This window comes from Methanoregula sp. (assembly GCA_041645435.1).
GTDB lineage: Archaea > Halobacteriota > Methanomicrobia > Methanomicrobiales > Methanospirillaceae > Methanoregula.
This window is the reverse complement of record JBAZQB010000003.1, coordinates 402,415-422,295: the sequence shown is the minus strand read 5'-3', so window position 1 is coordinate 422,295 and position 19,881 is coordinate 402,415. Positions and strand designations below refer to the sequence as shown.

Below are 19,881 nucleotides of genomic sequence, written 5' to 3'. Positions count from 1 at the left end.
TTTCCCTCACGTATTGTCACTCATTCATCATTTTTTTCCATTTTTAAAAGGTTTGTACATCATTCCTTCCCCCTTATAAAATTTTGAATAAAATTCCACGAGATGAAGTCGTATTGCGTGCAGGCTTGGGCTGAACATGGCAAGGATAATGTTCAGGGTATGTAACAGAGCTGCAATGATGATCCCGACAACGAGGACCTCCATTGAACCCCCAAGCCTGTTTGCGACCATCGCAAGGATGACCGATGCCATGCCGATTGCCATCAACCGGGCATAGGAGAGGATGTTCCCCACCGTGCTCATCACCTCAATGGTGCCAAACGCCCCTGCGCCGAAAATGATGAGGGGGAGACCAATGATCATGAGGACTGCTGCGGGATAGGCCGTGTTTTCCGGCAACACACCGGCAAATGTTACCAGTAAGAGGATGAGCCCGGTGATCATCAGGAGCATTCCCGAACGTTCTGCAAGGTGTTTCCTGTTCTTGAGAATAACAGCATTGCGCATGCCAAGTGCAAGGCCAAGGAAGATGTGGACTACGCCAATCGAGACGGCGAGGATGAGCATAGGGATGATCGCCTCAGCCCGGTTCCACGTGATGCCGAGGAATTGCACCGGGTGAAGCCACCCCATCATCTCCCCGAAATTCCCGAAGAACTCCCCGAAAAAGAATCCAAATAAGATCGCAGGGATTGAGGAGATGATCAGGATATTCATCAGCTGAGTGAGCCATTCTATGGATTCAAACTTCTTTTTCATCAGCAGGGCAAAGACAAGGATCACCAGACCATACCCAATATCCCCTACCATGATCCCAAAGAAAAACGGGAAAAAAATCGCAAGGATAGGGCTCGGATCAACCTCACGGGAATCTGGAGGAGATACAAGCTTCATAAAAAATTCAAACGGCCTGACAAACCAGGGATTATCATAGAATGTGGGTGCATGTTCCAGATCCTTGGCAGTTACCTCAAGATCAACCATTACCACACGGTTCTGAAATTCCGTTTGCAGGTCGTTTTGCGTCCTTTTAAAAAATTTTTGGGGAATCCAGCCGAGAATTACAAAGCAATGTTCAGATTGCCCGGCGTTGGAATAGATCTGGAGTTCTTCATTCACATCCTCAAGGATTTTTTTGAGGGAAGATAGTTCCTGATACCACTTAGTTGAAAGATCCAGCAGATGCGTATCGAGCAGAGCCAGTTCCTCGATAGCCTCGTGCAGATTCTGGTGGACCAATGCAAGCATGTCTTTGAACGGTTTTCCCATGAATTCCTGCGGAAGCCGTATCTCGTTCACATTTGCCGAAAAAATAAAGGAATGGACCTCTTGTGAATAGTTATTATCATACGCTACGACTGCTGCGATGGTCTCTTCATCCGTAACGATGCTGGCCATCTCAAAATGGTTTCTTGTGATCCTCTCAATCTCGGACTCGATGAGGTTAATAACATCATTATGCTGTTTTTGAATCAGAAGGACGACGACTTCGAATCCCTCGTGAATTGGCAGCTTTTGTTCCACCGGTTCGAGGGTCTGAATAACTTTTTCATACCTCTTCAATGACGTGATGGTGAACGACAGTTCGCTTTTTCTGGTCGCCAGCTCCTTTGTGGTCAACTCAAGTTCATTGATAATCCGCTTTGACCGGGCTAGAGTCTGATCCAGAGTTTCCTCCACCAACTCGTTATGGACTAGGGATTGCCGCTCTGAATCTTCTTCAACTATGGGGAGGGTGGAAAAGATCACGCTGATTTTTTCAAGAGCCTTGGGAACTTCTGCTGCGTTTTCAGCGTTAATTTTTTTTAAGGATATCTCGTCGCAGGAGATGCAATCGCAGGCATCTTCGAAATGAAGGGTGCCTTCATGATACAGTAAGTCCACTACGCGGGAGAACTTCTCTTTTGGACCAATGATCTGTACCCTTTTCATCTTTTGAAGCATGAACCCTCATCAGATGCGTCGGAATCAAACCCATTGAAGGTAACCACGCCCCGCATCTTGAACATTTCCAAGGTTATTGCTGTCGAATTACCGATTATATCAAGCATTGTTGTGATATGTTTAATATCAATTCTTACGTTGTTCGGCTGGTAATTGCTTGCTGATGCATGGTCCCTCATGAATTTTTCCGACCGTCATCGCTCATTCCGTTATTATATATATATATCATAAAAATCCTTTGCCCATGCAGTCCAATTGATCATTAATTGAAGTGAAATTTCAATGACTTCGCGGGATTATTAGAAAAAAGCGTTTTTGAAACTTTTAGTATCACCAATATTTCCATAAAGGGGGCCTGGACGTATGGGCAAGGCGTCCGGTTTGAATTTATCATAATAAAAGGAGCAGCCGGATTGCAGATCTGCCAGATCCCCGGTGAATCCGGTTTTGAGTATTCTGCAATATCAGAGAGACTCCGGAGTCACAGGGATCACGGTTCAGGTTATAAATACAAGAACGTGGAGTCTTGCTACAGGAAATGTAAGTACGTCAAGACCGGTGCCGGATTCATCCGGCAGCAGGGAAGAGGATATGACAGGAGAGACTGACATCCCCAATCTTACCAACCTCATTCGTATTATCCATACTCTGCCTGTTGCCGATGTCTTCAGGGTTCTTGCCACACGCCCCGAGGGTCTTACTACCCTTGAAGCCAGTGAAAACCAGAAACGGTTCGGACCCAATGCATTACAGAAAATCCAGGGAAAATCCCTGTATGTAAAATTTTTTGCAAATTTCATTCACTTAATGGCCCTGCTGCTCTGGGCAGGAGGGATTGTCGCTTTTATCGCCCAGATGCCCCAGCTGGGTGTTGCAGTCTGGATGGTCAACGTAATCAATGGCCTTTTCTCATTCTGGCAGGAATACCGTGCCGAGAAAGCAACCGAGGCATTGCTTAAGCTCCTGCCGCACAATGTCAGGGTGGTTAGGGAAGGTCAGGAGCAGGTTATCCTTGCCGAAGGTCTTGTACCAGGTGATCTGCTGCTGCTCTCTGAAGGCGACCACATATCTGCCGATGCCCGTCTGGTGCAGGACGCTGATCTGAAAGTCGACCAGTCAACCCTTACCGGTGAATCCCGCCCGGTACACAAGACCTCTGAGATCATCTTACAGCCCGGGCTTGCCCGCGTCGAACTCCCCAACCTGGTTTTTGCCGGCACCAACGTGGTCTCCGGTACCGGTAAAGCAATCGTGTTTGCCACCGGCATGGAAAGCGAATTTGGCAAGATTGCCCTTATGACCCAGAGCCTGGAAGAAGAACAGAGTCCGTTGCAGAAAGAGCTGAACCATGTAACCCGGGTAGTCACGTTCATTGCAATCGGTATCGGCATGCTGTTCTTCGCACTGATGGTGACATTAACCGGTGTTACCCTTGCCGAGAGTTTTATCTTTGGACTGGGCATGATTGTTGCCTTCGTCCCGGAAGGGCTGCTGCCAACGGTAACCCTTGCACTGGCACGGGGATCGCAGCGAATGGCACAGAGACATGCCCTGATAAAGCGGCTTTCAGCGGTTGAAACACTGGGATGTACTTCGGTTATCTGCACGGACAAGACCGGAACGCTCACTCAGAACGAAATGACGGTTCGGAATCTCTGGGTCGCACACCGGAATCTCACGGTAACCGGAGTCGGTTATGCACCGGAAGGATCGATACAGGAGAATGACCAGCCGGTCCCGCCCACTGTTACCGGCGATGTAAAAACCTTGATCACTGCAGCGGGTCTCTGCAACAATGCACGGCTGCTACCCCCCGACAGTGAATCCCCCCAGTGGAAGATTATCGGTGATCCAACTGAGGCCGCTCTAAAAGTGGTAGCCTGCAAGGCAGGGACAGATCCTGAGGCCGAACTTATAAAAACCCCGCGGGTGCGTGAACTCGCCTTTGATTCCCGCAGAAAACTGATGAGCACCATACACCAGTCCGGAACGGGGCGGATCATCTATCTCAAAGGAGCTCCCAAAGAGGTGCTCACGCTCTGCACATCGTTTCAGGCTGATAATCAGGAGAGTGCGATGAATGACAAGCTCCGGGATGAGATTATGGGTATCAATGATGAGTATGCCCGTAGCGGACTAAGGGTGCTTGCGGTTGCCATGCGTATTCTTCCAGAGTGTGTGACCACGTACACCCCTGAAACTGTCGAACGCGATCTGGTATTTCTTGGGCTTGTCGCAATGATGGATCCTCCCCGCCCGGAAGTGGCAGAAGCAATCGGAAAATGTCATCGTGCCAGTATCCGGGTGATCATGATCACCGGGGATTACGGTCTGACTGCGGAGAGTATTGCACGACGTATCGGGATCATCACGGTCGACAGACCCCGGATAATCACCGGTGCAGATCTTGACATAATGACAGACAATGAGTTACGGGAGGCATTCATGGGGGAGGTCATCTTTGCCCGTGCGGCTCCTGAGCACAAACTCCGGGTGGTCAGTATCCTGCAGGCAATGGGACATGTTGTTGCCGTTACCGGTGACGGTGTTAATGACGCACCCGCTCTAAAAAAAGCAGATATCGGCGTCGCCATGGGCATTGCCGGCACCGATGTGGCAAAGGAAGCGGCCGATATGGTGCTGACCGATGACAACTTTGCTTCCATTGTCAATGCCGTTGAAGAAGGCCGTGCCGTCTATGCAAACATCAAAAAATTTACCACGTATATTTTCACCAGCAACACTCCCGAGGCAGTGCCCTTCATCCTCTTTGCCTTCTCACGAGGACGAATCCCGCTTGCCCTCAATGTTATGCAGATACTCTCCATTGATCTTGGCACGGACCTGGTGCCGGCTCTTGCTCTGGGTGCCGAGCACCCTGAACCGGGAGTGATGGACAAACCTCCCCGTGATTTGAAAGAGCATGTGATTACTCGTTCACTGCTTACCCGGGCGTACCTGTGGCTCGGCCCGATCCAGAGCCTTGCTGCGATGTCGGCCTTTTTCTTTACGTACTGGACCAGCGGGTACTGGGGAACGTTCTTGGATCTCCCTTCCAGCGGGACGCTCTACCTTTCTGCCACGGCAATGGCGCTCGCTGCGGTCGTGACCACGCAGATCGGCAATGTCCTTGCCCAGAGGACCGAACACAGTTCAATCTTTGAGATCGGGTTCTTCTCCAACCGGTTCATATGGGTTGGTATTGCAACAGAACTCATTGTGATCTCCCTGATCGTATATGTCCCGGTCTTGCAGCAGATCTTTGGCACTGCAGCGTTCCCCCCAGAATACTGGCTGTTCCTGCTGGCATGGGCACCGGTACTGCTGATAGCAGAAGAACTCCGGAAAGGGATCGTCCGGTGGAAGGATCGCAGAACAACCAGAAAAAATGCATGTGGGTGATGATGTGAAGATTATGATTATTGGCTGCGGACGGATGGGTGCAGGCCTTGCCCTGTACCTGAATATGTCCAATCATAGCGTAACGGTGATTGACAACGACCCTTCAGCGTTCGAACGCCTCGAACCTGCATTCAGGGGCCAGGCATTTACGGGTGATGCCCTCGACCGGGATATTCTTATCCGGGCCGGGATAGAACGGGCTGACTGCCTTGCTGCCCTTACGCCGAATGACAGCATCAATCTGGTGGTTGCCCGGCTGGCAAAAGAGGTGTTCAAGGTTCCCAAGGTTGTTGCCCGCATGCACGATCCCCGGAAATCGGAAATCTACCGGCGACTGGGAGTCCAGACGGTCTCTACGGTCAGCCTCGGGATGCAACGCTTTGCCGAGCTCCTCACCTTCTCAACGCTGGATATAGTTCACTCACTGGGAAGCGGGGGGGTTGGTATCGTCGAGTCAGAGATTCCGCCACCGCTTGCCGGCAGGATGGTGAATGATCTTACCGTGCCTGGTGAGATACAGGTGGTTGCAATCAGCCGTGGTGGCAGGACATTTGTACCAACCATCAGCACGGTTTTTCAGCATGGCGACATGATACATGTCGCCGTATCATCGACTTCCGTTGACCGCCTGAAAGCACTGATGGGGCTGGCATAATGTCAAAAGAGGTAATAATATGACAATGCACGTGATGATTGTCGGGGGTGGCAAGGTCGGTACCTACCTCGCCCGGATACTGCTCGCAGACGGGCACACGGTGAAAGTTATCGAAGGCACGCGGGAAGAATTCGAGAGGGCTGCACAGGAGCTGCCCGCAGGTGTTGTTGTCTTTGGCAATGGCACGGATCCGGATATGCTTGAGGCTGCCGGTATCCGTGATGCGGATGTGGTTGCGGCAGTGACCCGGACGGATGAGACGAATCTTGTGATCACCAGCCTTGCCCGCTTCGAGTTCAATGTCAAACGTACGATTGCGCGGGTGAATATACCCAAGAATGCGTGGCTGTTTACTCCTGCGATGGGTGTCGATGTGCCGCTGAATCAGGCAGATCTGATGGCCCACCTGATCGCAGAGGAGATGTCGCTCGGGGACGTGATGACGCTCCTGAAACTCCGGCGAGGGCAGTATTCACTGGTTGAAAACAAGGTCGATCCGCGATCGGTTGCGGCCGGCAAGGCAGTACGGGATCTCAACCTGCCCCAGGAATGCGTATTGACCGCGGTCATCCGTGAGGGCAACCTGCTCATCCCGCGAGGGAGCACGGTGCTTGTCCCGGGCGATGAAGTGTTTGCACTGGTGCATGTTTCACAGCTGGACGTGCTGGCTGCGATCCTGAAATCGCCGGAATAATTCTATACATTTTCCTGCCAGATTCCTGCATCAGGGACATGACCCGCATAAGTCAATCGCTTTTTTTAAGAACAATTCGTCCTTCGCGGTTTCGATCTGGGATGTGAGGTATAACTCTTCATGCGAACTTTAACGACTGTAAAAATAAAAAAAGGAAAAAATTTCCCTTCCATTACAGCACTATCGAAAATATTGTCGTGATCTCAAATGATTTCGGGATACCACAGACCGGTTACCAAAGGTTTATGTCCTCCTTTGTGGTAAGATGAACTGATTATATCCTGATGGGAAATGATTCGTTAAAAGTCGGAATTATCTGAAAGAACCGTATAATACCGGATATTCTGCAAAATAAACATCAGAAATCGCAGGTAAACCCGGAAGATTTCCATGACAAGACTTTATTCCGTCCGTACCATAGCGAGGGGAGATCACCTCTTTTTTGTCTCCTTCCCCATTTTCAATCGCCCACTGTCTGGCTACCGGCCCCCCGATCCTATGATAACGAGATTAAATCGGTGGTGTGTGACATACGATGACTGATCCGGATGTCGTTATTCTTACCGCACTCGGTCTGGCCAGCGTAGGAATGGCAGTCATTGCCATACTCCATACGAATCTTATTCGTTCCATTGCCGCCTATGCCGTCAGCAGCGTCTGCCTGTCAGCCATCTTCTTCCTGCTCGCCTCCCCGTATGCCGGTGCCCTGGAGCTGACGGTAGGGGCGGGTCTTGTTGCGGTGCTCTTCCTCGTTGCCCTCATTCTTGCCGGTGGGGAAGAAGAGGTGCCAGTATGAACCGGAAAAGCTTCTTTGCCGCGATCCTGAGTATCCTGTTTCTTCTGGTCTTCATTGCTGCGCTGGCGGGAGATATGCCTTCATGGTCAGCAACCGTCCCCCAGGCAACATCAGCCGGGACAGCACTCTGGAAAGGACGCACCTTTGAGGTGGTGGTCCTGGGTTTTATCATCCTTGCAGGGGTCTTTTCCATACTGTTGCTCCTTGGCCCCGACAGATCGCGGGGGATGCGGCCATGATTCTCACGGCCCCCCCATTTCTGATAATCGTTGCAGGGGCACTGTTCGCCACAGGGCTTGCAGGCCTGATAGCCCGCAACCACCTGATTAAAATGGTGATAGGGCTCGAATTTCTTGGAAAAGCGGTCAGCCTGCTCTTTATTCTCTCAGGGTATCTCTCGAACGATGTGGGGGTTTCGCAGGCTGTGGTGTTCACCCTTATTGCCATCGAGGCGGTCATCGCCGGGGTTGCGCTAGCCCTTGTCATACTGGTAAAAAGAGTCTCAAAGACTTTCGACTGTGCTGCGCTTGCCCGGATACTGAAGGGATGTGAACCGTGATGGACGTTTTTCCGTGGATGCTGATTCTTCTTGTCGGCATGCCGTTCTTTGGTGCCTGCTCGGTCCTGCTCCTGCGTAACCGGCCGGATGCCCGTGAAGCCGGATCCCTCCTCTCCGCAGTACTGACATTCATCATCTGTTTACTGTGCCTCCCCTCAGTGTTTTTTGCACAACCCGTATCCACGCTGCCGTTTCCGGTACTTCCCGGACTGACCCTGCAGTTCGCTGCAGATGCCTTCGGCCTCCTGTTTGCATCTGTCGCTTCCCTGCTCTGGATCGTAACGACCGTCTATAATATTGGGTACATGCGGGGATTGAAAGAACACGCCCAGACCCGGTATTATACCTGTTTTGCCATAACCATTGGGGCAGTCATGGGAGTCGCCCTGTCTTCGAACCTCTTCTCACTCTTCGTGTTTTACGAGATCCTTGCCATTGCTGCATATCCTCTGGTGGTGCACGCGGAGACAAAGGAATCGCTTGCGGCCGGGAGAAAATACCTGATCTATACCCAGAGCGGCGGTGTGGCAATCCTTGCCGGCATGATGATCCTTCTTGCCATGGGAAACACGCTCGACTTTGTTGCAGGCGGAAACCCCGGCATTGCCACAATCGCTCCCGATTTTGCCCGCATCGCGTTCCTCCTCCTCCTGGCAGGCTTCGGTGTAAAGGCGGCGCTGGTGCCACTCCACGGGTGGCTGCCGAGTGCCATGATTGCCCCGACCCCGGTTAGCGGGCTGCTCCACGCGGTTGCCGTGGTAAATGCCGGCGTCTTCGGTCTCCTGCGCCTGATGTGTTACCTCTACGGGCCGGATCTGATGGCAGACCTCGGGCTCCGGGGCATCGTAATCGCTGCTGCAGTCATCACGATCATTGTCGGGTCGCTCCTTGCATTGCTCCAGGACGACTTCAAGCTGCGGCTCGCGTACTCCACCGTCAGCCAGCTCAGCTACATGATACTGGGTGCAGCAGTCCTTCTGCCATCGGGACTGTCCGGTGTTTCTGATTTCGGAAGGGCTGCAGCAATTATTGGTGCAACCTATGCATTTACCGCCCATGCATTCGGCAAGCTGACCATGTTTTTTGTTGCCGGTGCTGTGGCAGTGGAAACCGGCAGGACAAAGATCTCTGAGCTCGACGGGATTGGCAGAAAGATGCCGTGGGAGTTTGCTGCATTCACTCTTGCAGTACTGAGTCTGGTCGGGCTGCCACCCATGGCAGGCTTTATCGCCAAATATTACCTCTCCGCGGGTATCGGTGCCGGAAGTGTGGGCGAGTGGTGGATGCTTCTGGTGCTGGTGGGAGCGAGTGTCTTAAACCTTGCCTATTTCCTCCCGATCATCATACGGGCATTCTTCCGGCCCTGTGTATATCCTGTGCCAGAGGTTCGATGGGCACTTCGGGTCCCCATCCTGGTCACGGCAGCAGGAGCCCTTCTGCTGGGTCTCTGGACCACTCTGCCGTTCAGTCCGTTCGCTCTCTGTGCGAAGGTTGCAGCAAGTATAACGGATACGGCCCTTCTTGTTTCTGCTCCGGTGACCCCTGGAACGGCGATACCGCCATTCCTGATCTTCTTTATCGGCGCACCGTTAGTTCTACTACTGACCGGGCGTGCACGGCAGGCCGGGCTTATTGCTCTCGGCGTGGTTGCGCTTATTGATGTCCTCCTCCTTCCCGGCGGGTATTTTGCCGGCCCGGTTGCTACGGGCGTAATGCAGTGGAATCTTCCTTTTATGGGGTATACCCTGACCCTGCTGAGGATCGACAGCCTCTCGTACCTGACGGGGGTCATCTTTGCGGTCATTACCTTCCTTGCCATTCTCTATGCGGCAGCCGTTGCAACCCCCCGCCTCCACCTCTATGCCCTCCTCTATGCCGGCGCCTCCCTTGGCGTGGTCTTTGCCGGGGACTGGATCAGCCTTCTGATCTTCTGGGAGATCATGGCCGTCACCTCCACATTTCTCATCTGGCAGGAGGGCGGGGAAGCGATCAGCGCGGGATACCGGTACCTTCTCTACCATGGCCTTGGGGGTACCCTTCTCGCTGTCGGGATCGCCCTGCTCTTTGTGGGGGCAGGTTCCCCCATTATCGGTCCCCTTGCAGGAATCCCAAATGCTACGTACCAGCTGTGGGCATCAGTCCTTATCGTACTGGGTATCGGGGTGAATATCGCCTTCCTGCCGCTGCATACCTGGCTTCCGGACACCTATCCCCGGGCACATTTTGTCGCTAGTGTATTCCTCAGCATCTACACGACAAAAACGGCCGTCTATCTCCTTGCCCGGGCCCAGCCGGGAACGGAATATATTGCCTGGATGGGAGTGCTCATGGCCCTGTATGGCATCATCTTTGCGGTCTTCCAGAATGATATGCGCCGGCTTCTCTCCTACCACATTATTTCCCAGGTCGGCTTCATGGTCGCCGGTATAGGTATACTGGGATGGCTGGGGGCAGCAAATGAGATCGGGCAACTCGGGCTGAACGGTGGGATGGCCCATCTCGTCAACAACATCCTTTACAAGACGCTCCTCTTCATGGCCGTCGGGGTTATTATCTGGAAGACCGGTGAGAACCTGCTGAGCCGTATCGGCGGGTTGCAGAAGAAGATGCCGGTGACGGCGTTTGCTTACTGGGTTGCGGCATTCGCAATCTCCGGCGTCCCGCTCTTCAACGGGTTTGTTTCCAAGGGGATGGTGCTCGCTGCAGCTGAACATACGGGCATCTGGTTGTGGGTGCTTTTGGAGATCGCATCCTTTGGGACATTCGTCTCCTTCCTCAAACTGGGATATTTTGCGTTCTTAAGACCGGGTGAGACGGAGGCTTCAGATCCTCCGCTTCTCATGCAGGCAGGGATGCTCGGGGCTGCTGCACTGTGTATCATACTCGGGATCTTTCCGTCAGTCCTCTATTCCCTGTTACCTTATACTCCCGTTTACGATGCATATGCCCCGGTGCATGTCATCAGCGCCATCATCGTCCTTGGTGCTGCGGGCATATTCTTCTTTACCGCCGGGAGAAAACTCCTTGAGCCCCACGAAACGCGGCTCGTGGATTTCGATGTGGTATACCTGGCTGCAGCTCACGGGATATGCACCGGTGCCCGGGGGCTTCAGGTTTTGTTCCGGAAGACCTATGATTATGCGATCGCAGGAGCACACCTGTTGTTCACTGCCGGGAGGTATGCCACGGGTATGGAAGGCCATGATGCGAACTGGAATATGGCCGTCTTTACCGGTGTTCTGGTCGCCTTCATGGTCGTTATCCTGATGGGGGTGCAGCTGTGATACCTGCCGGCATGGCCGTTATGGCCCCCCTGTTTATTGCCACCGGCGGGGTGGCACTCTACTTCATCGTAAAGTTCCTTCCCCGGCAATTCCGGAGCCGGGGAGGAATGCTTGCCGCCCTGTGGCTCCTTGTGGCGTTCTGTTTCATGCTCTCCGCGATTATCACGCAACCATCCCCGGAAAATATCTCATTCGTCGGCCTGACCGCCGGACTTCTTATCACCGGCATCGGGGCTGCCGCGGCATGGGCTTCTCAGGAGAGTATCGATCCGGAAGGGCCGGTTCAGCTGTTTTATCCGCTCCTCCTGTTTGCCCTTGCCGGTGCAGTGGCTGTCGGTTTTTCCCGGGACCTCTTTTACATTTTTGTGATGGTCGAGTTATCCGCAGTCCCGGTATATGCCCTCTGTGCCTACCGGTACCGGGAGGATCCGGCAGCGCTTCCCGCGGCAATGAACTATCTCCTGCAGGGTGTGACAGGGACCATTACTGCCCTCCTTGGCGTCGCAATCCTGTATATGGCCGGGCATACGATGGCCCTGGCGGAGCTCCCGGGGGCACTCGCAGGAGCGAACCCGGCGCTCATCCTGCTCGCGGGCATCCTGATCCTGCTCGGGTACGGAGTAAAACTTGCGATAGTCCCGATGCACACCTGGCTTCCGGATGCCTATGCCCGGGCACCCGTGGGTGTTACCGCCATTCTCGTCGGGGCAACCAAATTCGGGGTGCTTATCGCACTGTTCCTTTCCCTCTCCGCACTTCCCGCAGGGGGGTCCGTTATCAGGACACTGGGAATTGTCGTGACATTCCTTGCGGTCATTACCATGACAACGGGAAACCTCCTTGCCCTCAACCAGACGGATCTCCGGTACGTGCTTGCATACTCGAGCGTTGCCCAGATGGGGTATATCCTGCTGGGTTTTGGCATTGGGATGGCGTATAACCTGCCCCTGGCATTCACCGCAGGACTGTATTATGCCATCGCTTACAGCCTGATGAAATCCGGGGCCTTCCTCGCGGCTGATACCTTTGCCGCCAGTGCCGGTTCGTACCAGACGGTAAAGATGAAGGGACTGGGAGCACAATACCCGCTCCTTGGCATATCGTTTACGCTGTTCATCTTCGGGTTGATCGGTGTGCCATTCACCTGCGGTTTCCTCGGCAAGATGCTCCTTGAACAGGCAGGGATGGTTACATCCATGATGAGCGGGGTCATCCTTGCCCTGATTCTCGCGCTCAACAATGCCATCTCGCTTGGCTATTATGTCCCCGTCCTGTCAACTCTCCTGTTCCGTGATAAGGCGGCAGACCCTTCGGACAGATTGCCGGTGAATTCGGTCAAAATTCCCGCATGCACGCTATCAGCCGTTGTAATTCTGGCCGTTGTCACGGTTTATTTCGGCCTCTTTCCCGAGTCGTTTGACTGGATCTCCCGTGCAGCCGGCCAGCTCTTCACCTGGAGGATACCATAAATGACCCCGCTGGATCTTCTGGTATCTCCGGTCAGTATTTTCATGCTGGCACTCGCCACAGGGTACCTGCTCTATACCTGGTCCCGCACAATAGCACCTGCATTCAGGCCCACGGTCAACAAGATTATGCCCTATGTTGGCGGCGAGGCGATGGAAGCGCAGACCTACCAGCCTGGCTACCAGTTCTACTATGTCGCCCTCTTCTTTGTCGTCGTGCATGTCGCGGCACTGGTCATTTCGATCGCTCCTTCGGATGCGCCGCTCTGGGGAACCCTTGGTTTTCTTGCCCTTGTCGCAGTCGCAGTCACGGCCCTGAGGTGGGAACAATGAACTGGCGGTCCTGCCGGAAAACCGCGGTCGTGCCGGCCAAGATGGCAGGTCCTGCCGGGCACCGGCAGGATTCCGGTGCGATAGTACCGATCAATGCTTTCTTATATTCCGATGGAGGTGATTCTACACAATGGCAGTTCCGGTGAGTTCGCTCAGCCAGCGCCTCGTGAACTGGGCACGGCAGAGATCGCCCTGGATCACCCTTTTTAACAGCGGAGCGTGTAATGCCTGCGATATTGAGATCATCGCCTGCCTGATGCCACGGTTTGATATCGAGCGGTTCGGCATCCTCGTAAAGGGTTCGCCCCGGCACGCGGATATCCTTATTGTCACGGGGCACGTGACGCTGAAGCAGGCATCCCGGCTCCGCCGGGTCTGGGAGCAGATCCCCGAACCCAAGTACGTGATCGCCATGGGTGCCTGCGGAGCGTCGGCGGGGGCATTCCACGGCCTGTATCACGTCATGGATACGGTGGAACAGGTCATACCCGTCGATATCTACGTGGCCGGCTGCCCCCCGCGACCGGATGAGATTATCAACGGCGTTGTTGCCTGCCTGAATCTGATGAGCGCGGATGCGGTCCATGGCGGGAAGGAATGGCGGCAGAAAACCTCCGCCGGAATCCCGCACACAGGTGGTGCACCCGGGGTGACACGATGAAACCTCTCCTGACACGGGACTTTGTAGCGGAGACGATGAAGGAATGGGGAACCGCAGAGCAGGTCCGCCATAACCGCATCAGGATAACAGCAACCCCGGAAACGGTCCGTACAGCGATCACCAATGCCCGGGAACTGCTGGAATGTGATCGCCTGATAACGATAAGCGCAGTCGACAACGGCAAAACCCTCGAACTGGTATACCATCTCACCGGCCCTCACCGCTCCGTCATCTCAATTGCGATCGAACTTCCGCGGGACAAGCCGGAGGTTCCCACGATGTCTGATCTCCTCCCGCCGGCAGGGATCTATGAACGGCAGATCCATGACCTGCTGGGCATCGTTTTTCTGGGTCATCCCGATTTAAAGAGAATTATGCTGAATGAGGACTGGCCTTTGGAAGAGTATCCCCTGCGGAAAGACTGGAAAAAGGATCCCGGCACCTTCTACGGCGGAATACCCGGGGAGAGGATATAGATGGCGAATGTCATTGTTCCGATAGGACCCCACCATCCCGCCTTGAAAGAACCCGTGAATTTCCGGATTGTTGCAGATGGTGAGAGGATTGTCCGTCTCGAGCTGGACCTGTCGTATAACCACCGGGGTATAGAAAAGGCAGCTGAGCAGCGTGATTTCATCAGGGTCCTCCCCCTGCTGGAACGGGTCTGTGGGATCTGCTCCCACTCCCACTCAACGGTCTTTGTCAAGGGGATCGAGGAGATCATGGAGCTGGAGATACCGCCACGGGCCCGGTTCATCCGCACCATCATCGCCGAGCTGGAGCGGATGCACAGCCATCTCCTGTGGCTGGGGGTTGCAGCGCACGAGGTGGGGTTCAACACGCTGTTCATGTGGACCTGGCGTGACCGCGAGGCGGTCCAGGACACCCTTGAAGAGATGAGCGGGAACCGGGTTCATTATGGCATGAATGAAGTTGGTGGCATACGCCGTGACCTGACCCCTTCTGAAGTGAATGCAGCCTTGGCACGCCTGCCCCATCTCGAGGAACGGATACGCGAGTATGCAAAGATGGTCAATGACCAGGAGACCCTGCTGATCCGCTTCAAAGGTGTCGGGAAGCTCTCAAGGGACGAAGCTCTTGCCTATGGTGCCGTCGGACCCACGGCACGTGCAAGCGGGGTGGACTATGATATCCGCAGGGACGATCCCTACCTTGCCTATACCGAGGTGCCCTGGAACGTTGTGACCGATACCAGCGGCGACGTGTATGGCCGGACGCGTGTCCGCATCGGGGAACTTCAGGAGAGTATCAGGATTGTCCGGTATTGTCTTGAGAACCTCCCGGAAGGCCCGGTCCGGGTCAATGCGCCCAAAACCGCTCCGATGGGGGAGATCCTCTCCCGCTACGAAGCACCGCGGGGAGAACTGGCGCATTTCATCCGGACCAACGGCACGGACAAGGTTGAACGCGTTGATATTCGCACGCCGACGCTTGCCAACTGGACCTCTGTTGCCCTGTGTCTTGTCAACCAGAATCTTGCCGACATACCCGTGATTGTTGCCGCAATCGATCCCTGCCTCTCGTGCACGTCAAGAATTACCGTAGTGAACTCCAAGAAAAGGACAACCGGCATTGTAACTTTCGACGAGCTGAGGAAACAAAGTCATCTCCGCGCCAGCATGCAGGAGCGCCGATGACCGATCCCCTCCTCACGATCCTATACATTCTTGTCTTCCCGGGGTTCGTCTTTCTCCTGATATACTCCCTGTTCATTGAGTTCCTGGACCGGAGGGTCACGGCCCGGATGCAGAACCGCGTCGGGCCACCGTTCTTCCAACCCTGTGCGGATGTGGTCAAGATGCTGGGTAAGGAAGTCATAGATCCCGATGGCGTTGACCGGAGGATCTTTGATGCGGCCCCGTTAATCGCCCTTGCAGCGGTCATGACTGCTTTTCTCTGCATACCCGTTGGAGGAAACAGCATTATCCGGTTCCAGGGAGACCTCATCCTCGTGCTCTATCTCCTCCTCATCCCGACCATTGTCCTCTTCCTGCTGGGCTGGCTGAGCCGGAACGTCTTCTCGGCCATCGGGGGGATCCGGGCGGTGACCCAGCTCTTCATCTACGAGGTCCCGTTCTTCCTCGTCATGCTCGCCCCCGCCCTGATGGCAGGGACGTGGTCGGTATCGGAGATCGCACACTGGCAGCAGGAGAATGCCTGGTTCCTCCTCCTCCAGCCTATAGGATTTGTGGTTGCGCTGGTCTGTCTCCAGGCCAAACTGGAGAGAACCCCCTTTGATATCCCGGAGGCCGAGACCGAGATTGTTGCAGGCCCCTGGACGGAACTGACCGGCAGGAGACTTGCTCTCATGCATCTCGCAAAGTATGCATCGCTTGTGACCGGCAGTGCCCTCATCGCGGCCCTCTATCTCGGTGGCCCGATGACCCCCTGGGTCATCCTGCCGGTATGGCTTGGATGGGCAGCCGGGTTTTTCCTGTTCCTGGTAAAGACCCTTGCCATTCTCCTGGTCCTCTCGTCAATCAAGGTAGCCACCGGCCGGATCCGTATCGATCAGCTCAACGCCATCGGCTGGAAATATATTGCCGGTGCCGCCCTCGTGCAAGTCGCTCTTGTGCTCGTCATGAATTTCTGGCAGGTGGGCATATGAGCGTCCTTTATGAGATGGTGAAAAATCTCCTCGCACGACCCTTTACAATTCTTTATCCCCGTGAAAAAGTACCGATACCGGCTGCGTTCCGGGGGCGGGTTGTCATCAATGATGATACCTGCATCGGGTGCTCAAAGTGCTCTCTTGTCTGTTCGGTCCAGTGCATTTCCATGGCGGACAGCCCGAAAGAGATCGAGTTCAAGGGAAAAAAGGTTCAGCGTAAGAAAAAACCCCGACTGAACCTGTTCAGGTGCATCCGATGCGGTCTCTGCGAACGCCACTGCCCTACGGGAGCAATCCATCTGAAAAATGAACTCTCGGAATCGGGTACTGATCGGGAAACGGTAGTGACATGAATCTTATCCCGGACCCGATACTGGCGGACTGTCTCCGGAAGCGGCTGGAGGGGGCCTGCCGTATCGCCATCGTGGGTATCGGTGATGAGCTCTCGCCTGTTGATCGGCTCGGGATGCTTGCCGCACGGGAGGTCGAACCGCTGCACCTGCCCGGTGTCAGGGTATTTCTGGCAGGGACCGTACCGGAGAGTATCACTGCCCCTCTGCGCAGATTTCACCCGGATCATGTCCTCCTCTTTGATGCTGCAGATATGGGGGCCCGGCCCGGGACCATTGCCTGTATCGGGCCCGGTACTATAGAGGCCAGCTCACTGTCGACCCACGCACTCCCCCTGTCGGTGGTAATGGAATTCATTGAACAGGATTCCCGGGCCCGGGTGACCCTTGTCGGCATCCAGCCGGATATGACTGGTGGACTATTGTTAAAGGAACAGGATTTTTTTATTGTGGATTTTTCCGGTCTTCTTGGAATCCTTCGCGACATCTGCGAAAAAAAGAGCGAATGAGGTCTGACGAAGATTTCGCATCAGGGTGAAGGGGAAGGGCGCAGTGCGATAGTCCGAGAAGGTTACAGGAAATACGTTGTCATCGCAATGGGGGGTGCCCCAGTGGCGGGGGCGAAACCCCCGAGAGCGTCAGAGTTTTCTAAATGATTTTCCATGAAAATTATCCCCTTCAGGAACTATAATGGCGGTTGAAACCTCCATACCCCCGGATACGATAAACGCCGCCGCCCCGAAGGGCGCCCCGCGGCGGTTCAATGACAAAAAATACTAAAACCTCATTGCCCCACCGTGCCTCGGAGAGGCCCTGAGGCGGGGGAGAATCATAAAACGATTTTCATGGATTGGGAGCGAACTCCTGTTCATGCCTGTTTCTACAGAGCAGAATAATTTTTGGGATTGCTGAATAGAATCTACCTGGCCCCCCCTCTCCTCGTTGCCCCCGCGTTCAGGCTGGAATTGGATCTCGTCTCATCGGGCGGACGTTCGCTCCTTCCATCTCCCCCTGTGCCCATGCAAACCGTTCCCGGATGGTAGGCGGGAGCTCTTTCTCGTCGATAGAGACGAATCCGTAATTGCCATAGAACTTCGTGAGATTCCACACCGAATGCATGTAGAGGGTATCCTGCCCGCATGCCTCAACAAGTCCCCAGACAGCGGCATTCGCGTACCCGTGACCCCGCTGGCTGGCCGGGGTGAACACGCCGTCCACTTCAAACCCGTCCATGTGTCGTTTGCACCGGGCGATCGAGACCACATGCCCGTTATCAAACGCCGCAAATATCCGGTCTGTTTTTATATCGCCCTTCGTGTTGTGGTAATCGATCCAGAGTGCCTCTGCCAGGGAAAACTCCGAAGCAACCAGTTCTCTCACAATTGCACCGGTGCTGTGTTTCGCGAAGTGCCGTGCCGGAAGAGACGGTACAGGCAGTAAGGGGGCATCATCGCTGGTGCCCTCGATCCGGTACGCACCTGGCGGAATATGGATCACGAACCGTGCCCCTTCCCCCTCGACACCGGTCTCCTGTATGGTCATACCGGTCACCTCAACAATCTGGCGGCAGATGAAGAGTCCGATCCCCGCGCCCCCCCCGGCATCATAGTCGAATATCTGCTGTTTCTTCTCTTTTGGGATCCCGGCACCATCGTCCCTGAAACAGAGGTCCAGCCCCTTGGGGGTCTCATGATACGTGACAACGATGCTCTTTACCCGGCCTCCGCTATGCCGCAGTGAATTTTCCAAAAGATGGGTCAGGACATCGGCAAAGAGCGGATCTGCATAGACCTCGAGGCGTCCAGTCCAGCACCGGATCGAGATCGTGTCGTCATCCGAGGGAAGGCGGGCGGTTTCAAGCGTCCGCTGCACACTCAGCCAGACCGTTGGAAGCGACCCGAGATCCTTGTAAGACTCCGTCAGGAAGAGCTGGCGGGCTACGTTCCATGCCAGCGTCCGGATACGTTCGATATATGTGCGTATGCCGGAATCATTGCAGTGAGTATCTGCCTCATCTACCGTGTCGAGGATCTGGTCGACCGACCGGTGGAGATGGTCTGCCGAGAAGCGTGAGAGGATGCTGAGTTTGTCGTTTGCCATCTTCAACGCATGCTCGGCATGGACCCGGTTGGTTATATCGAAGAAGGTAAGGACGGCCCGTTTGTCAGGTAGTGTGGCCGCAGAAACGAGGACGATAAATGAGGTATCATCCGGAAGAGAGAATTCCGTCTCAATCGCGTATACTGCCCCCTCGCGGGAGAGCCGGTTGAAAAACTCCTGTTTTTCCTCGCCGCTCCAGATAGACGTTACTGAAGTACCTTTCAGGTCAGCAGCGTTCCTGCGGAGAAGGGTAGCAGCTTTCCAGTTGATCTCCTCGATCGTCCGGTTGCCGTCAATATCTGCAATCAGGATGCTGCCCCCTTCCGAATGGTCAAAGAGGGCCTTGTAGAGCAGTTCCTGTTCACGGAGCCGAAGAGTGAGGGTTGCGATCAGCCACCCGATCGCGAGAATGACTGCGGTGCGCACCAGTGCTTCGGCAAGAACGGTTGGCGAAGTTCCGGCAATGAAGATTACGAGGAGGAGGTAGATCGCTCCGATGCACCCGGCGATAATGACCCCCCGGCGCGGGTACCGGTATGCAGCGATCACAACCGGAATGTACAGGAGATGGGGGATGACATTTGAGATCCCAAAAAGGAGTCCCGTAAGGTTTGCGAGAAGTGCCCCGGCAGCCGTTCCAAGGATTGCAGCAATCCAGAGGAGATCGCGTCTCTCAAACCGGGAACTGATATTCATCGCTCCACCCCGGGTTTTCCGGCTCCGCTCTCCATTCACGGATATTGCGAATCAAAATACTTGAGGATTGTGATTTTGTCCGCGGTCTGACGAGTATCCCCGCGGATAGTCCGTCTGATTTTTTTGTCCGATCAAGATGTTGTTAAAACCGGATAAACATCCTTATCATACCCGTTTCCCCATCTTTTCCTACGAACAATACCGGTACCACTTATTGCCAATAATTTGATTCAGTACCCTCGACCAAGGTGATATCTATAGAAAGGAAGACTCCCGGGCTTATTGCCCTCATCATCGATCAGCCGGTAA

General features: G+C 54.4%; 18 protein-coding genes. 16 read left to right on the top strand and 2 right to left on the bottom strand.

The window, feature by feature from the left end:
* Positions 1-27: 27 nt before the first annotated feature.
* Positions 28-1,944: a V-type ATPase 116kDa subunit family protein gene (locus WC593_08810; protein ID MFA4825246.1), complete on the bottom strand. Its 1,917-nt coding sequence runs from the start codon at positions 1,942-1,944 to the stop codon at positions 28-30.
* Positions 1,945-2,535: 591 nt separating this feature from the next.
* Here WC593_08810 and WC593_08805 point away from each other — a divergent pair.
* From WC593_08805 to WC593_08730, 16 genes are all read left to right on the top strand, one after another.
* Positions 2,536-5,346: a cation-transporting P-type ATPase gene (locus WC593_08805; GenBank protein MFA4825245.1), complete on the top strand. Its 2,811-nt coding sequence runs from the start codon at positions 2,536-2,538 to the stop codon at positions 5,344-5,346.
* Between the two features lie 13 nt (positions 5,347-5,359).
* Positions 5,360-6,001: a TrkA family potassium uptake protein gene (locus tag WC593_08800; GenBank protein ID MFA4825244.1), complete on the top strand. Its 642-nt coding sequence runs from the start codon at positions 5,360-5,362 to the stop codon at positions 5,999-6,001.
* A gap of 19 nt (positions 6,002-6,020) precedes the next feature.
* Positions 6,021-6,695 (top strand): NAD-binding protein, encoded by a 675-nt coding sequence (locus WC593_08795; GenBank protein MFA4825243.1) that lies wholly within the window; start codon positions 6,021-6,023, stop codon positions 6,693-6,695.
* 535 nt (positions 6,696-7,230) lie between these two features.
* On the top strand, positions 7,231-7,491 hold the full coding sequence (locus WC593_08790) for a hypothetical protein (protein ID MFA4825242.1): 261 nt from the start codon (positions 7,231-7,233) through the stop codon (positions 7,489-7,491).
* Positions 7,488-7,730 (top strand): hypothetical protein, encoded by a 243-nt coding sequence (locus WC593_08785; GenBank protein ID MFA4825241.1) that lies wholly within the window; start codon positions 7,488-7,490, stop codon positions 7,728-7,730. The genes WC593_08790 and WC593_08785 overlap by 4 nt, the downstream gene beginning before the upstream one ends.
* Positions 7,727-8,050, top strand: a complete 324-nt coding sequence (locus WC593_08780) for an NADH-quinone oxidoreductase subunit K (protein ID MFA4825240.1) — start codon at positions 7,727-7,729, stop codon at positions 8,048-8,050. The genes WC593_08785 and WC593_08780 overlap by 4 nt, the downstream gene beginning before the upstream one ends.
* Complete coding sequence (locus WC593_08775; GenBank protein ID MFA4825239.1) at positions 8,050-11,334, top strand: Na(+)/H(+) antiporter subunit D; 3,285 nt, start codon at positions 8,050-8,052, stop codon at positions 11,332-11,334. The genes WC593_08780 and WC593_08775 overlap by 1 nt, the downstream gene beginning before the upstream one ends.
* A complete protein-coding gene (locus WC593_08770) occupies positions 11,331-12,803 on the top strand; it encodes a proton-conducting transporter membrane subunit (GenBank protein MFA4825238.1) in 1,473 nt (490 codons plus the stop codon). Before WC593_08775 ends, WC593_08770 begins: the two co-directional genes overlap by 4 nt.
* Entirely contained in the window at positions 12,804-13,133 is a 330-nt protein-coding gene (locus tag WC593_08765) for a hypothetical protein (GenBank protein MFA4825237.1), read from the top strand.
* The gene (locus WC593_08760) at positions 13,130-13,279 is read left to right on the top strand and encodes a hypothetical protein (protein MFA4825236.1); all 150 of its coding nucleotides are present in this window, start codon (positions 13,130-13,132) and stop codon (positions 13,277-13,279) included. The genes WC593_08765 and WC593_08760 overlap by 4 nt, the downstream gene beginning before the upstream one ends.
* A complete protein-coding gene (nuoB, locus tag WC593_08755) occupies positions 13,264-13,794 on the top strand; it encodes an NADH-quinone oxidoreductase subunit NuoB (protein ID MFA4825235.1) in 531 nt (176 codons plus the stop codon). The genes WC593_08760 and nuoB overlap by 16 nt, the downstream gene beginning before the upstream one ends.
* Complete coding sequence (locus tag WC593_08750; protein ID MFA4825234.1) at positions 13,791-14,270, top strand: NADH-quinone oxidoreductase subunit C; 480 nt, start codon at positions 13,791-13,793, stop codon at positions 14,268-14,270. Before nuoB ends, WC593_08750 begins: the two co-directional genes overlap by 4 nt.
* Positions 14,271-15,452: a nickel-dependent hydrogenase large subunit gene (locus tag WC593_08745; GenBank protein ID MFA4825233.1), complete on the top strand. Its 1,182-nt coding sequence runs from the start codon at positions 14,271-14,273 to the stop codon at positions 15,450-15,452.
* Positions 15,449-16,423 (top strand): complex I subunit 1 family protein, encoded by a 975-nt coding sequence (locus tag WC593_08740; GenBank protein MFA4825232.1) that lies wholly within the window; start codon positions 15,449-15,451, stop codon positions 16,421-16,423. The genes WC593_08745 and WC593_08740 overlap by 4 nt, the downstream gene beginning before the upstream one ends.
* Complete coding sequence (locus tag WC593_08735; protein MFA4825231.1) at positions 16,420-16,779, top strand: 4Fe-4S binding protein; 360 nt, start codon at positions 16,420-16,422, stop codon at positions 16,777-16,779. Before WC593_08740 ends, WC593_08735 begins: the two co-directional genes overlap by 4 nt.
* A complete protein-coding gene (locus WC593_08730; GenBank protein MFA4825230.1) occupies positions 16,776-17,285 on the top strand; it encodes a hydrogenase maturation protease in 510 nt (169 codons plus the stop codon). The genes WC593_08735 and WC593_08730 overlap by 4 nt, the downstream gene beginning before the upstream one ends.
* Before the next feature lie 445 nt (positions 17,286-17,730).
* Here WC593_08730 and WC593_08725 read toward each other — a convergent pair whose 3' ends face one another.
* Positions 17,731-19,572, bottom strand: a complete 1,842-nt coding sequence (locus tag WC593_08725) for an ATP-binding protein (protein ID MFA4825229.1) — start codon at positions 19,570-19,572, stop codon at positions 17,731-17,733.
* Between the last annotated feature and the right edge of the window lie 309 nt (positions 19,573-19,881).

What these genes read in the sequence shown, in the direction of transcription:
- WC593_08810 (MFA4825246.1), bottom strand. Translation starts at nt 1,944, where the DNA reads ATGCTTCAAAAGATGAAAAGGGTACAGATCATTGGTCCAAAAGAGAAG.
- WC593_08805 (MFA4825245.1), top strand. Translation starts at nt 2,536, where the DNA reads ATGACAGGAGAGACTGACATCCCCAATCTTACCAACCTCATTCGTATT.
- WC593_08800 (MFA4825244.1), top strand. Translation starts at nt 5,360, where the DNA reads ATGATTATTGGCTGCGGACGGATGGGTGCAGGCCTTGCCCTGTACCTG.
- WC593_08795 (MFA4825243.1), top strand. Translation starts at nt 6,021, where the DNA reads ATGACAATGCACGTGATGATTGTCGGGGGTGGCAAGGTCGGTACCTAC.
- WC593_08790 (MFA4825242.1), top strand. Translation starts at nt 7,231, where the DNA reads ATGACTGATCCGGATGTCGTTATTCTTACCGCACTCGGTCTGGCCAGC.
- WC593_08785 (MFA4825241.1), top strand. Translation starts at nt 7,488, where the DNA reads ATGAACCGGAAAAGCTTCTTTGCCGCGATCCTGAGTATCCTGTTTCTT.
- WC593_08780 (MFA4825240.1), top strand. Translation starts at nt 7,727, where the DNA reads ATGATTCTCACGGCCCCCCCATTTCTGATAATCGTTGCAGGGGCACTG.
- WC593_08775 (MFA4825239.1), top strand. Translation starts at nt 8,050, where the DNA reads ATGGACGTTTTTCCGTGGATGCTGATTCTTCTTGTCGGCATGCCGTTC.
- WC593_08765 (MFA4825237.1), top strand. Translation starts at nt 12,804, where the DNA reads ATGACCCCGCTGGATCTTCTGGTATCTCCGGTCAGTATTTTCATGCTG.
- WC593_08760 (MFA4825236.1), top strand. Translation starts at nt 13,130, where the DNA reads ATGAACTGGCGGTCCTGCCGGAAAACCGCGGTCGTGCCGGCCAAGATG.
- nuoB (MFA4825235.1), top strand. Translation starts at nt 13,264, where the DNA reads ATGGCAGTTCCGGTGAGTTCGCTCAGCCAGCGCCTCGTGAACTGGGCA.
- WC593_08750 (MFA4825234.1), top strand. Translation starts at nt 13,791, where the DNA reads ATGAAACCTCTCCTGACACGGGACTTTGTAGCGGAGACGATGAAGGAA.
- WC593_08745 (MFA4825233.1), top strand. Translation starts at nt 14,271, where the DNA reads ATGGCGAATGTCATTGTTCCGATAGGACCCCACCATCCCGCCTTGAAA.
- WC593_08740 (MFA4825232.1), top strand. Translation starts at nt 15,449, where the DNA reads ATGACCGATCCCCTCCTCACGATCCTATACATTCTTGTCTTCCCGGGG.
- WC593_08735 (MFA4825231.1), top strand. Translation starts at nt 16,420, where the DNA reads ATGAGCGTCCTTTATGAGATGGTGAAAAATCTCCTCGCACGACCCTTT.
- WC593_08730 (MFA4825230.1), top strand. Translation starts at nt 16,776, where the DNA reads ATGAATCTTATCCCGGACCCGATACTGGCGGACTGTCTCCGGAAGCGG.
- WC593_08725 (MFA4825229.1), bottom strand. Translation starts at nt 19,572, where the DNA reads ATGAATATCAGTTCCCGGTTTGAGAGACGCGATCTCCTCTGGATTGCT.